At 68.1% G+C, this 11,986-nt stretch carries 14 protein-coding genes; 2 read left to right on the top strand and 12 right to left on the bottom strand.

The features are described from left to right. Positions 1 to 194 precede the first annotated feature (194 nt). Both AC1DN2_RS07435 and AC1DN2_RS07430 read right to left on the bottom strand, forming a co-directional pair. A complete protein-coding gene (locus AC1DN2_RS07435; protein ID WP_079550797.1) occupies positions 195 to 1,484 on the bottom strand; it encodes an MFS transporter in 1,290 nt (429 codons plus the stop codon). Positions 1,485 to 1,508: 24 nt separating this feature from the next. Then, positions 1,509 to 2,777 carry a M20 metallopeptidase family protein gene (locus tag AC1DN2_RS07430; protein ID WP_476849811.1) on the bottom strand — a complete coding sequence of 423 codons (1,269 nt, stop codon included), beginning with the start codon at positions 2,775 to 2,777 and terminating at the stop codon, positions 1,509 to 1,511. Positions 2,778 to 2,995: 218 nt separating this feature from the next. On the opposite strand from AC1DN2_RS07430, the gene AC1DN2_RS07425 reads away from it, so the two are divergent. Together AC1DN2_RS07425 and AC1DN2_RS07420 are read left to right on the top strand one after the other, a co-directional pair. Further along, positions 2,996 to 4,027, top strand: a complete 1,032-nt coding sequence (locus tag AC1DN2_RS07425) for an Lrp/AsnC family transcriptional regulator (RefSeq protein WP_476849817.1) — start codon at positions 2,996 to 2,998, stop codon at positions 4,025 to 4,027. 91 nt (positions 4,028 to 4,118) lie between these two features. Next, positions 4,119 to 5,567 (top strand): MFS transporter, encoded by a 1,449-nt coding sequence (locus AC1DN2_RS07420; protein WP_476849810.1) that lies wholly within the window; start codon positions 4,119 to 4,121, stop codon positions 5,565 to 5,567. A 145-nt stretch (positions 5,568 to 5,712) separates the two neighbouring features. On the opposite strand, the gene cycA is transcribed toward AC1DN2_RS07420, so the two are convergent. The 10 genes from cycA to AC1DN2_RS07370 all read right to left on the bottom strand — a co-directional run bounded on the left by cycA (position 5,713) and on the right by AC1DN2_RS07370 (position 11,860). Next, on the bottom strand, positions 5,713 to 7,227 hold the full coding sequence (gene cycA / locus AC1DN2_RS07415; RefSeq protein ID WP_028275441.1) for a D-serine/D-alanine/glycine transporter: 1,515 nt from the start codon (positions 7,225 to 7,227) through the stop codon (positions 5,713 to 5,715). Positions 7,228 to 7,613: 386 nt separating this feature from the next. Beyond that, complete coding sequence (locus tag AC1DN2_RS07410) at positions 7,614 to 8,063, bottom strand: hypothetical protein (protein ID WP_476849809.1); 450 nt, start codon at positions 8,061 to 8,063, stop codon at positions 7,614 to 7,616. Beyond that, a complete protein-coding gene (locus AC1DN2_RS07405) occupies positions 8,060 to 8,653 on the bottom strand; it encodes an Asp23/Gls24 family envelope stress response protein (RefSeq protein ID WP_476849808.1) in 594 nt (197 codons plus the stop codon). The genes AC1DN2_RS07410 and AC1DN2_RS07405 overlap by 4 nt, the downstream gene beginning before the upstream one ends. Continuing rightward, positions 8,650 to 9,237 (bottom strand): RNA polymerase sigma factor, encoded by a 588-nt coding sequence (locus AC1DN2_RS07400; RefSeq protein ID WP_476849807.1) that lies wholly within the window; start codon positions 9,235 to 9,237, stop codon positions 8,650 to 8,652. Before AC1DN2_RS07400 ends, AC1DN2_RS07405 begins: the two co-directional genes overlap by 4 nt. Before the next feature lie 42 nt (positions 9,238 to 9,279). Next, entirely contained in the window at positions 9,280 to 9,510 is a 231-nt protein-coding gene (locus AC1DN2_RS07395) for a CsbD family protein (RefSeq protein ID WP_476849806.1), read from the bottom strand. Positions 9,511 to 9,569: 59 nt separating this feature from the next. Beyond that, on the bottom strand, positions 9,570 to 10,175 hold the full coding sequence (locus tag AC1DN2_RS07390) for a hypothetical protein (protein WP_476849805.1): 606 nt from the start codon (positions 10,173 to 10,175) through the stop codon (positions 9,570 to 9,572). Further along, a complete protein-coding gene (locus AC1DN2_RS07385; RefSeq protein ID WP_476849804.1) occupies positions 10,172 to 10,753 on the bottom strand; it encodes a hypothetical protein in 582 nt (193 codons plus the stop codon). The genes AC1DN2_RS07390 and AC1DN2_RS07385 overlap by 4 nt, the downstream gene beginning before the upstream one ends. Next, positions 10,750 to 11,148, bottom strand: a complete 399-nt coding sequence (locus AC1DN2_RS07380) for a hypothetical protein (protein WP_476849816.1) — start codon at positions 11,146 to 11,148, stop codon at positions 10,750 to 10,752. Before AC1DN2_RS07380 ends, AC1DN2_RS07385 begins: the two co-directional genes overlap by 4 nt. Further along, on the bottom strand, positions 11,148 to 11,339 hold the full coding sequence (locus AC1DN2_RS07375) for a hypothetical protein (protein ID WP_223917174.1): 192 nt from the start codon (positions 11,337 to 11,339) through the stop codon (positions 11,148 to 11,150). Before AC1DN2_RS07375 ends, AC1DN2_RS07380 begins: the two co-directional genes overlap by 1 nt. Further along, a complete protein-coding gene (locus AC1DN2_RS07370; protein ID WP_476849803.1) occupies positions 11,336 to 11,860 on the bottom strand; it encodes an Asp23/Gls24 family envelope stress response protein in 525 nt (174 codons plus the stop codon). The genes AC1DN2_RS07375 and AC1DN2_RS07370 overlap by 4 nt, the downstream gene beginning before the upstream one ends. Positions 11,861 to 11,986: the final 126 nt, after the last annotated feature.

Raw genomic sequence — 11,986 nt, 5'->3', positions numbered from 1 at the left:
GAAATCATCAGCCACCCGCGCCCGCCCAAAGGAACCGTCTACATCGGCCTCAACGGCACGGGCAGGCAACCGTCCACGAAGTCCTGAGACATGAACCGTCCACGATCAGTTGAGACATGAAGTGTCAACGATGAGGTGAGACAGCACACCCTCCAGAACAGCCACAGCTGATAGCTCAACCGGGCGGGACCGGATCAGAGCGTGAGGTCCTTGCCCTTGGTTTCCGGGATGGTGAAGACGCAGGCCGCGGAGATGGCGAGCAGCAACACGGCGTACACATTGAACAGCTGCGGCATCTGCACGGTGGTGCCGAGCCACTGCTGCAGATAGGGCGCGGTTCCGCCGAACACGGCCACACAGATCGAGTAGGGCACTCCGACGCCCACGGTGCGGATGCTGGTGGGGAACAGCTCGGCGTAGACGGCCGGGACGATCGCCGCGCTGGCGGCGATGAAGATCAGCATGACGGACATGCTGACGGCCAGCTGCCAGGCGGAATCCTTGAGCAGGGCGGTCATCGGGAAGTGCATGATGCCCGCGCCGATCGCACCGGCCCACAACACTTTCTTGCGTCCGATCCGGTCCGCCAGCTTGCCCCAGAAGGGCAGCGCCGCGATGAACACGATGTTGCCGATCACGCCGGCCCACAGGGCCTCGCCCCGGTCGATCTTCAGGGCGGTGGTGGCGTAGCTGGGGGCGACGACACCCCAGATGTAGTAGATCACGGTCAGGCCGACCGTCAGGCCGATCACCTGGAGGGCCTGCTTGCGGTGGCGGACAATCTGCGGCCAGATCGGAGCGCGCTTTTCCGTCGCGGCTTCACCCTCGAAGACGTCCGTTTCGTGCAGCCGGGACCGCATGATCAGCGCGTAGAGACCCATGGCCGCGCCGATCAGGAACGGGATACGCCAGCCCCACGCGTTCATGAGTTCGGTGCTCAGCGTCATGTTCAGCACGGCACCGAGCAGGGTTCCGAACAGGATGCCCACGGTGCCGGAGGTATAGATCAGGGTGGCCCAGAAGCCGCGGTGTTCCTTCGGCGCCATTTCGGACAGGTACGTCTGCGACGACGGCAGCTCGCCGCCGTGGGCCAGGCCCTGGATCAGGCGCGCCACCAGGAGCGTGAGCGATGCCCAGACGCCGACCGCCGCGAACGTCGGCGCGATGCCGATCATCAGGCTGCCCACCGACGCCAGCCCCACGGCCAGGGTCATGGAAGCCTTCCGGCCGATCCGGTCACCGATCCAACCGAACAGGAAGCCGCCGAAAGGGCGGGCAACGAAGCCGACGGCGAAAATCGCCAGCGTGGACAGCACCGCGGACGCAGGATCCGACTTGCTGAAAAGCTGGCTGGCGATGAACGGCGTGAACGTGGCGTAGATGGCCCAGTCATACCATTCGACGGCATTGCCGATGCCGGTGCCGACGAGCGTCTTGCGGGTGGATGTTCGGGTTGCCGCCGGCGTGATCGTGGCTGCAGTCATGGTCTTCTCCCTCGGGGGTGCGGGCTAGGAAAGGGCGGAGGCGGCGGCAACCGTGTTGGCCGCGGCAGGAGCGTCGGCGGCCGCGAGTGCGGCCAGCCTTGAGATGGCGAGCTCGGCGTAGAGTGCGGCGCCGTCAGCCAGCACGCCGTCGTCGAACGTGGCGTACGGGGAGTGGTTGAACGCGGAGGTGGCATGGTCGGTGTCCCGGGGGACGGCGCTCAGCCCGATGAACGTGCCGGGGACCTCGGCCAGAACCCTCGAGAAGTCTTCGGAGCCGCTCAGCGGGGTGGCCCAGCGGGAGAGCCGGGAGTCGCCGAACAGGCCCGCAATGACGTTCTCCGCGGTGTGCGTTTCGTCCTCGTCCGTGATGGTCAGCGGATACTCCTGCTGGTAGTCGACGTCGACGTCGAGGCCGTGTGCCGCCGCGATTCCCGTCAGCAGCCGCGGCACGGCGTCCATCATTTTCTGCCGGGCTTCCTCGGAGAAGGTCCTGATGGTGGCCTCGATGCGCGCGGTTTCCGGGATGATGTTGCGCTTGGTGCCGGCCTGGAGGACCCCCACGGAGAGGACCACGGGGTCAAACATGTTGAACTGGCGGGTGATCATGACCTGGAGGGCAGTGACCATCTCGGCGGCCGCCGTGACGGGGTCCTTGGCCGAGTGCGGGGCCGACCCGTGACCGCCAGCGCCGAGCACGGTGACCACCAGGCCGTCGGAGGAACTCAGCATGACGCCGGGCTTGGTGCAGAACGTGCCGTGCGGTTCGAGGGCGGAAAACACGTGCATGCCGTAGGCGGCGTCCACACGCCGGCCGGCGGCATCCAGCACGCCTTCGCGGATCATGTGGCTCGCGCCGTCGAAGCCTTCCTCGCCGGGCTGGAACATCAGGACGACGTCGCCGGCCAGCTGGTGCCGGCGTTCGGCCAGGAGGGTGGCGGCCCCTGCCAGCATGGAGGTGTGCAGGTCGTGGCCGCAGGCGTGCATGGCGCCGTCGATCCTGGACGTGTAGTCCACGCCCGTCTTCTCCTGCACCGGCAGGCCGTCCATGTCAGCGCGCAGCAGCACCGCCGGGCGCGAGCCCCCTTCGGCCCCGGGCCCCTGGCCCCGCAGTACTGCGGTGACCGACGTCGTCTCCTGGCCCAGGGTGATCTCGTAGGGAAGCCCGTCCAGGGCCTTGAGCACCTTCTCCTGGGTGCGGGGCAGCGCCAGGCCGATCTCGGGTTCCCGGTGCAGTTCGTGGCGGAGCCGGGCAAGGTCCGTCTGCATTTCCCGGGCATCTGCGGTGATCGGCACGTGTTCTCCTTGTTTGTCGTTTGTCGTTTGTCGTTTGTCGTTTATCGAAAATCGCCTGGTTGGCGACTGGCTTGTTTTTCGAAGTTCCTTGGTTCACGTCCGGCGGGGACGTCCTGCGTCTATTCTCAAGTGACACAGTTCACACCCGCCCGAAGGCCAGAAAAAATGCACGAATAGACTGTTGCCGCAGGTTTCGTGCATGGATGAAGGGAAAAATGATGGAACTCAGCGAGGACGATCTCGCCCTGATCAACGTCCTGCAGATTGCCCCGCGGCTGAGTTGGGCGGATGCGGCCCAGGTGCTGGGCGTGCACGCCACCACCCTGGCCGCCCGGTGGGAGCGGCTGCTGGACTCTGGCGTGTCCTGGATCACCGCCCACCTGATCGGGGACCCCCAGCAAATGTGCCTGGCATTCGTCGCCGTGGATTGCGAAATGCACCGGCGCGAGGAAGTCACCGCCAGGCTCGCCGAGATGCCGGAAATCGTCACGGTGGAGGAGGCAGCCAGCCACCGGGACCTCATGCTGACCGTCATTACGCCCTCCCTGGACGATTTCAGCCTGAAAGTCATCTCCCGGCTGAAGGAGATTGACGGCCTCCTCAAATATCAGACCGCCCTGTGCACCAGGCTGCACGCGAGCGGCGGCTCCTGGCGGCTGAACGTGTTGAGCCGCGCGCAGCAGGCCGCCGTGCGGGCGTTGGCCGGCCCCGAGGCCACCGGGGTTGCCCAGGCTGCCGCCCGGGAGGCGCTGCCGGAAAGCCACCTGGCGCTCCTGCCGTTCCTGGCCAGGGACGGGCGGGCCACGGCGGCGGACATTGCCCGCGGCCTCGGCAGGCACCCGGCCACCGTCCAGCGCCAGCTCAACCGTGTGCTCGCCAGCGGCATCCTGTCATTCCGGTGCGAGGTGGCCCAGAAACTCTCCGCTTTCCCCGTGACCTGCCAATGGTTCGTCAACGTCCCCGCCGGGCGGCACGAGGCAGCCGCCGCCGAGCTGAGGACCATGCGGAACGTCCGGCTCAGCGCCTCCACCACGGGGCCCACGAATTTCGTGATCATAATGTGGCTGCAGTCCTTGGCGGACGTCATGAACATCGAGGTGGCGCTGCAGCAAAAAGTGCCCGGGATCGAGCTCGTGGAAAGCGTCGTCATGCTGAGCACCGTCAAGCGTGTGGGCTGGATGCTGAACCCGGACTCCAGGGCCAGTGGCGCCGTCGTGGTTCCTGCCCAGGGGTTCGACGAGGCGGGCTGACGGCGGCGGACCGGCAGCTGATGGGCCCACCGGCCAGCTGATAGGCCCACAGGCGGGCGGGCTGTGGGGGTCCGGTTGTAAGCTGTGGCACGTGCCCCAGACCGACCCGCCCCATCACCAGGAATCCCGTCCGAAAGCCGTCCCGGAATCGGCCGGCATCTTCCACCGCAGCTACCTGCTGGTGACCCTCGGCGCCTGCGCGCTTGTGTTCCTGGCGGCCTTCGAGTCCCTGGCGGTGACCACCATCATGCCGCTCGTCAGCCGGGAACTGGACGGTGCGGGACTCTACGCCTTGGCCTTCGCCGGGCCGCTTGCCACCGGGGTGATCGGCATGGTGGCCGCGGGCAGCTGGTCGGACCGCAAGGGGCCGGTGGCGCCGCTCCTGGCCGCAGTGGGCATGTTCGTGCTCGGCCTGCTCATCGCCGGTACCGCCGGAACCATGCCGGTCCTCGTGTCCGGACGGCTGGTGCAGGGACTCGGCGGCGGCGGGCTTACCGTGGCCCTCTACGTGGTGATTGCCCGGGTCTACCCGCCGGTCCTGCATCCGAAAATTTTCGCCGCCTTCTCCGCGGCCTGGGTCATCCCGTCCCTCGTGGGACCGTTCGCGGCCGGCGCCGTGGCCCAACTGGCCGGCTGGCAGTGGGTCTTTCTCGGTGTGGTCGGACTGGTGGTGCCGGCCCTGCTCCTGACGGCCCCGGCCCTGCGCGGCCTGAACGGCAGCACGGGCGCCGACGGAGATTCCCCGGCCGCTGAGCCAGGGTCCCGCGGCCGGCCGGGAGGCCTTGCCAAGTTGGCGCTGGCGGCACTGGCAGCGCTCGCCGTGCTGGGCCTGAACCTGTCCGCCGCGGTACCGGTCGCCGGCGGGGTGCTGGCGGCGGCCGCCGTCGCCGTCGCGCTCCTGGCCGTCCGTCCCCTCATGCCGCGCGGAACGCTGACCGCCCGGCGCGGCCTGCCGAGCGTGATCCTTACCCGCGGCCTGGCATCCGCGGCGTTTTTCGGCGCCGAGGTCTACCTGCCGTACCTGCTCGTGGAACGCTACGCCTTCGCCCCGACGTTTGCTGGCCTCACGCTCACCGGCGGCGCCATCGCCTGGGCTGCTGCGTCGGCCATCCAGGGCCGGCTGGGGACCCGGCTGGAGCACCGGAGGGCGGTGCGGATCGGATCGGCCCTGGTCCTTGGCGCCGTCGTCCTGGCCCTCGTGACCACGGTGCTGGCCTGGCCGGCCGCGGTCGCGATCGCGGGATGGATCTTCGCCGGGGGCGGCATGGGCCTGATGTATCCGCGGCTGAGCGTCATGACCCTGGCACTCTCCACCAAAGACACCGAGGGTTTCAACAGTTCGGCGATGTCCATTTCGGATTCCCTCGGCGGCGCCCTGGCCCTCGCTGGCACCGGGATCGTGTTCGCAGCGTTCGCGACGGCGGCGCCGTCGGCGTCGTTTGCCGGAGTGTTCGCGCTGACGGCGGTGATCGGGACCGCCGCCGTGGCCGTCGCGCCGCGCGTCGCCGTCGCCCCGGCCGCCGTCACCAAACGCGCGTAGCGGCACTGCACCATAGCGGCGCTGCACCATGACGCGCACTGCACCATAACAAGCACTGCACAGGAGCCCCGGCCGGATGATCCGGCCGGGGCTCCTGTGCGTCAGCGCTCCTTTGTTTCAGCGCTCCCTTGTTTCAGCGCGGGGATCAGGCAGACGCGCGGGCTTCCTCCTGCGAGCGGACGGCCTTCCATTCCACAATCCGGGCCTGCTGAAGCGGGGACTTGCGGTTGAAGTGCCAGGCCGCGCCCAGCAGCAGGAACCACACGGGCGCCACGAAGAGTGCCAGCCGGGTGTCGTCGGCCTGCCCCAGGGCCACCAGCATGAACACGAAGAACGCGAGCACGACGTACGGCATGAAAGCGGAGCCGGGCATCTTGAAGGACGAAGCCTCGTGCAGGGCCGGCCGGCGGCGGCGGAAGACGATGTAGCTGACCAGGATCATGGACCACACAAACATGGTCAGCACGGACGCCACGGAAGTGACCACCGTGAACGCGCCGATCACGGAGTCGCCGGAATAGAGCAGGACCAGGCCGGCCAGCAGGAAGATGCAGGAGAACAGCAGCGCGTTCTGCGGTACTTTGCGGACGCTGAGCTTTCCGAACGCTTTGGGCGCGTTCCCGTCCTGGGCGAGGCCGTAGACCATCCGGGAGGTTGAGTAGATTCCGGAGTTGGCGCTGGAGGCGGCGGAGGTCAGGACCACAAGGTTGATGACCACCGCGGCGATCCCCAGCCCGGCGAGGGTGAACATGCCGATGAACGGGCTGCTGGCGGGGTCGATGGTGCGCCACGGATTGACGGCCATGATGACCACCAGGGCGCCCACGTAGAAGAGGAGGACGCGGACCGGGATGGAGTTGATGGCGCGCGGCAGGTTCTTCTCCGGGTCCTTGGTTTCGGCGGCGGCGGTGCCCACCAGTTCGATTCCGGCGAAAGCGAAGATGGCGATCTGGAAGCCGAGGACGAAGCCGAACATGCCGTGCGGGAACATGCCGCCGTCGTTCCACATGTTGGCGAGGTTAGCTTCTGCGCCGTTCGGGGACGTGAAGTGGGTGGCGATCATGACCGCGCCGGTGACGATCAGGGCCACGATGGCGACCACCTTGATGATGGCAAACCAGAACTCCGCTTCACCGAACGCCTTCACGGTGGGGAGGTTCAGGAGGATCAAGACCACGGGCGTGAGCAGCGCGGGGATCCACAGGGGCGTGCCGGGAGCGAGCTTGTCCACGTAGCCGGAAATGGCGACGATGTCCGCCACCCCGGTGACCACCCAGAAGAACCAGTAGGACCATCCGGTGAAGAAGCCGGCCCACGGTCCCAGGAGGTCACCGGCGAAGTCGCTGAAGGACTTGTAGTTCAGGTTGGAGAGCAGGATCTCGCCCATGGCACGCATCACGAAGAACAGCATGAAGCCGATGATCATGTAGACGAAGATGACGGAGGGGCCGGCGAGCGAGATGGTCTTCCCGGACCCCATGAACAGACCGGTGCCAATCGCGCCGCCGATGGCGAGCAGCTGGATGTGGCGGTTGCCGAGGGCCCGGGCGAGGTGCGGCTCGCGGTTCCCGGAGTCACCGTTGGCGGAGGCGGCAGTTCCAGTTTGGGCAATGTCAGATTCTGCAGTGGCCGGAGCGGCCGTGGTGGTGCGTTCAGACATGAGGCTTCTTCCTTGTCACAGGCGGTCGCCGGCGGGGGTTCCACAGTGCGGGCCGCACGGATCCGTCAGAGTGTGACGGAGGTAACAGTTTTGGCGGGTAGATCAAGGTTAGGGCCGGTATTTCGTGGTCCCTGTTGTCGCGTCGGTCCGCGTAGGTGGACCGTCTGGTCGGTGGAGTGCCGCCGCGCTCCCGGCGGGACGAAGCTCCCGGAAGGCGCGGGAGCCGGTCCGGGACCCTCATCTTTCGCGGGCCCTAGGGAAAATTGCGACGCGGGCACGCCCGCCCGCTGCGGGGCTCCGAATCGCATTGGCGCAGATCACCCGCCCGTGGGCGGCTTCGACAGCTGTCGATCATCTTAGCTTCAGTTGTCGTCCGCTGTCTTTTGTCATATTTTGCGCGGCGGGGCTTCTGAAACCTGGTCGATGCCGATCTGGACGATGCCAACGTGGACATTCACAGGGTGCGGGCTGAAGTGCCGCCGCACCGCCGCGGCCACGGCCCGGGCCACCTCCGGGGCCGGGTACGCCCCGCTCACGCCGATGCGCGTCCTCACAGTCGAAGGTGTCGCGCCGGCACCGGAATCGATGACGTCAACAGCCGGCGGCGCTTCTCCGGTCACGGCCGACCGGGCCGCGCCCGCGATCGTTTGCCAGAGCGGTCGCGCCGGATACACCGCCGTCACGCCGTGAACGGCCTCGATGACCGCCCGCAGCTCGGCCGGCAGCGCGGCGTCGGGCTGTTCGCCCGGCAGCGCAGCGTCGGGCAGCTCGGCTGGCAGCGCGGCGTCGGGCAGTGCCGCAGGTGTGCCGTGCCCGGGAGGCAAGGGCTGGGTCATGGCGTCTCCTCTGGGTCTGGATTGCCGGGCTCCAAAACGTCGGTGATCGTGACATCGATCGCCGTGATGTTCAGTTCTGTCTGCAGGGCCAGGGTCGTGGCCAACTTCCAGCGAAGCGCGGTGGCGCGCTGTTCCAAGGGATGCCCGTAGACGACGGCGAGGTCGACGCCGATGGTGATGGGGGCCCCCGGCTCGGTGACGTCCCCGTACAGGCGGCATTTTCCGGCAGCGGTGCCGGGCAGGGAATCCGCAACAGAGCGGATCAGCGCCGATATGGCGCCCTCTGTCTCGGTGAGGAGGTCGCCGGGTGTGTCGGCGCGCAGGGGAATGTTCCTGCCCGGCCGCAGTTCCAGGTGCAGGTTGTCCAGAATGGTCTTCATCCAGTCGTCGCTGCCGCTGCCGGCCGCAGCGGTGTCGGCGTCGAGCAGTTCATTGCCGAGGGCCGCGAGCCTGCGCAGCGAGGCCAGCCCGGACTGGCATTCGGGACAGTCCTCAAGGTGGCCGGGATCGCCGATCCGTCCGGTGTCCAGGTATTCGCTCAGGTCTGCCAGGTTGTGCCCGCAGCCGAGAGTCTCGCCAGGGGTGCTCATCGCCAGTCCTCCATTTCGCGGGCCAGAGTGATGCGTGCCCGGGAAAGGCGGCCGCGGACGCTGGCAGTGCTGATGTTCAAGGTTTGCGCAATTTCCTCATAGCTCTGGTCATTGAACGCCTTCAGCACCCAGCAGCGGCGTTGTTCCTCGGGCAGGGCGGCCAGCGCGGTCTTGAGCGCGTCCATCCGGGAACCGCTCAGGGCGGCGTGTTCGGGGTGGTCCCTGTGAGCGGTGCCCGCACCAGCCTCCAGCCCGTGGTGGAGATCGCCGAGGTCCGAATGGTTTCTTCGCCGGCGCAGGTGGTCGATGCTGCGGCTGCCGGTAATACGCAGCAGCCAGCCCTTCACGGCGTCCCCATCGCGCAGGGTGTCGAGCTGCTTCCAGGCCTGCATCAGCGATTCCTGCACTACGTCGTCGGCATCGGCGAGGGAGCCGGTCAGGCGGCGGGCGCAGGCCCGCATAACGGGGCCATGCCGTCGCGCCAGCGCCTCGAAAGCGGCGGTGTCGCCGTCGGTGGCCCGACCCACCAGCAGGGCGTCCGGTACGAGGTCCAGTTGATGCGGCGCCGAAGGTGAACCAGTCACGCGCTTATCTCTGCTTTCATCGCGGGCATATCGGGGTGCGGGCTACTCCTTGCTGAAGCCTTCCTTGAGCTTCCGCGCGGCGTCCTTGATGTTCTCTCCGATATCGGCCGCGGCGTCCTTGACCCGGTCGCCGGCCTCCTGCAGTTTTGCCTGGGCCTGCTCGTGCTGGCCTTCCCGCTTGAGGCCCTGGTCGCCTGTCATGCTGCCGACGCCTTCTTTGGCCGCACCGATGTGGTGGATGACTGTGTAGTTGACTTTGTCGTCGATTCCCATGATGTTTCCTCTGCTGTCATTACGGCGTGGTGCGGTGTTGCGGTACATCTTCCGGCCGGCTACCGGGCGCGATCCGGTGCGGCCGCCCAGGTTTTGGTGCCGCTGGTGATTCGGACCAGAACCGGGAGCGGATGGCCGAGCAATGTGTCGATCCCCTGGACCAGGACGTCGGCGGTGTCCGCGATCTCCCTTGGAGATGCGCCCTGCCGCGCCTGGAGCCGCAGCCGGAGTCCCGTTGTGCCTCTGTTGTCCCATGCCGATACCGAGGTGCCGAGTACCAGGCGGTTGCCGGCGAGGGCCTGTTTGACGGCCGCCGAGACAAACCCGGTTTCGACGATGGTGGTGCCGCGGCCGCCGTCAGATTCCCGGCCCACGCGAGGTGTCCGGCCGCCACCCTGCGATGCGATCCAGGCGATACTGAGCCCGGCGGCCGTGGCCAGCGCGGCGAGCCCGGCCATGGCCCACCAGCTGCGGGCGGGGCCCGGGAGCGGTGCCGAGGCGAGGAGTGTTCCGGCCTGGTCCAGGAGGGAGGATCCTGTGGCCGCCCATGCGGCCGCAACGTCCGGCAGGATCCCGGCGGCAGCCGTTGCAGCGCCGGCCGCGAGCAGCACGAGCCCGGCCAGGGCCAGCAGGATCCGGTTCAATGCCCTGTTGGTCCGACTCATTGCCCCAGCGCCCCTTCCCTCATGATGTGGATTGTCGGTGCGATCCGGCGGCCAAGGGAGTACCCGGCCAGCTCGTCGTCGACCGCGGCGCTGATCGCGTCCCGGTCCACGGAAACGCCCGACGTCGGACGGACCTGGACGCGGACAGCCCGCCTGCCCACCGTGGTGATGATCTGCCCGGGGGCCAGCCCCGCGGTGAGGCGCGCCCGCCGGGATACTGCCGAGGCGATCACCTCGTCATCGACCACCACGGCGCTCCGGCCGCTGTGCACGGCGTGCCGGGACCGGCGGCCGGGCATGGTTGCGGCTGCGAGCAGCGCCAGACCGACAACCGCCAGGCCGGCGCCGGCGGCCACCAACCCGACCGGGAGCGTGGTGGCCGGCACGCCGGTGAGCCATCGGCCCAGCCGGTCGGGGCTGCCAAGGAGCGGGCTCTCTTGGAGGAGGGCCAGGACGGTCTCGAGGGCAAGCCAGAGGAAGACGGCGGCAAGGACGCTAGCGGTCAGGATGGACGCCGTGGCCCGGGAGGAGTGGGTCTCCCTGCGAACGAGGCGCCGAATGGCTCGATCCTGGCTCATGCGATTTTCCTTTCCTTGTGGTTCCGGTCCTTGTGGTTCCGGCGTGGCGCTCCGGATGGCGCGTCGACCCTGGCAGTGCCGGAGTGCTGTGCGGCGCCGCTGATCCGGATATCTACGCTGCTTAGCGTCCGGCCGGTGAGGTCCAGGCCGCGGGCAATGATGGCTGTCCGGGCCGCCCGGGAGCGGTCGAAGACGGTGCCGCCGTCGGGCCCCCGGCGCGGGCCGAGGAGCGGCGGGAGCGCCAGCTTCACGGAGACTCTCGCGGCGAGCCGGCCCGAATCGTCATCCAGCACCGCGGCGACGTCGGATCTCGGAACGCTGAAGGCGTGGGCCGCGATCGTCTCGATGGTGTGCCTGAGGGCTGCCGGGGTGATCCGGGTGTGCCCCGCCCGCATCACGAGGAGGAGCGCTTGCCGCGCAGGGCGTCCAGCACTCCGCCAAGATCCAGCCGCCCCTCGGCCGCGCGGCCCAGCACGGCCCCTGCCCCCATGAAGAGCGCGGTGAGCAGGAAACCCCAGAATCCAAACGCCAGGGACGCTGCGGCCAGGACGGCTCCGATGGCCAGGCCGGCCAGCGTGGGGCTCAAGCCACCCTCGGCTCGGTCCGTGCGTCCTCGGTGTCCTCGTCATCGGAGGGCACATGGATGTCCGTGATGGTGATGTTCACTTCCGTCACCTCCATGCCGACGAGGTCCTCGATGGCCGTATAGACAGCGTCGCGGGCCTTGTCCGCGACAAGCTGGAGCGGGTGCGGGTACTCGACCACCAGGGTGATGTCGACCGCTACCTGCGTTTGTCCGACTTCCACGCTGACGCCCTGGGTGAGGTCCTTTTGGCCGACCTTTTCACGCAGGGTTCCCAGCGCACGGGCTGCTCCGCCGCCGAGGGCGTGCACTCCTTCGATTTCCTGGATCGCGATGCCGGCGATCTTTGCCACAACGCCGTCTGCGACAGTGGTCGCACCGCGGCCGTCGATGCCTGAGGCCGGTGCGGGCGCGCCCAGCGTGGGGGACTTCGCGGCGGGCGCCTTCGCTGCGGTTGCCTTCGCTGCGGTTGCCGGGCCGGCCTGTCCCTGGACGTCTGCCGGGGTGTGCGTCTGGGTGGTCAAGGCAATCACTCCTGATCGGTTGAGGAAGACGCTCTGTGGCGCCGTCATAGGTAAGACGGGCCGGGAACGGAATTCCTCACGGTCGAATCGGGGTGAGCTGCATCACATGGGGTCCTGGAAATCCCG

The organism is Arthrobacter sp. 01L42 (assembly GCF_056400005.1).
The sequence above is the reverse complement of the archived record's forward strand: the minus strand, read 5'-3'. Positions and strand labels throughout refer to the sequence as shown.

Coding starts and splice junctions, on each gene's coding strand:
- AC1DN2_RS07395 (WP_476849806.1), bottom strand. CDS start 9,510: ATGGGAATCGACGACAAAGTCAACTACACAGTCATCCACCACATCGGT.
- AC1DN2_RS07410 (WP_476849809.1), bottom strand. CDS start 8,063: ATGACCCAGCCCTTGCCTCCCGGGCACGGCACACCTGCGGCACTGCCC.
- AC1DN2_RS07435 (WP_079550797.1), bottom strand. CDS start 1,484: ATGACTGCAGCCACGATCACGCCGGCGGCAACCCGAACATCCACCCGC.
- AC1DN2_RS07405 (WP_476849808.1), bottom strand. CDS start 8,653: ATGAGCACCCCTGGCGAGACTCTCGGCTGCGGGCACAACCTGGCAGAC.
- AC1DN2_RS07425 (WP_476849817.1), top strand. CDS start 2,996: ATGGAACTCAGCGAGGACGATCTCGCCCTGATCAACGTCCTGCAGATT.
- cycA (WP_028275441.1), bottom strand. CDS start 7,227: ATGTCTGAACGCACCACCACGGCCGCTCCGGCCACTGCAGAATCTGAC.
- AC1DN2_RS07380 (WP_476849816.1), bottom strand. CDS start 11,148: ATGCGGGCGGGGCACACCCGGATCACCCCGGCAGCCCTCAGGCACACC.
- AC1DN2_RS07385 (WP_476849804.1), bottom strand. CDS start 10,753: ATGAGCCAGGATCGAGCCATTCGGCGCCTCGTTCGCAGGGAGACCCAC.
- AC1DN2_RS07390 (WP_476849805.1), bottom strand. CDS start 10,175: ATGAGTCGGACCAACAGGGCATTGAACCGGATCCTGCTGGCCCTGGCC.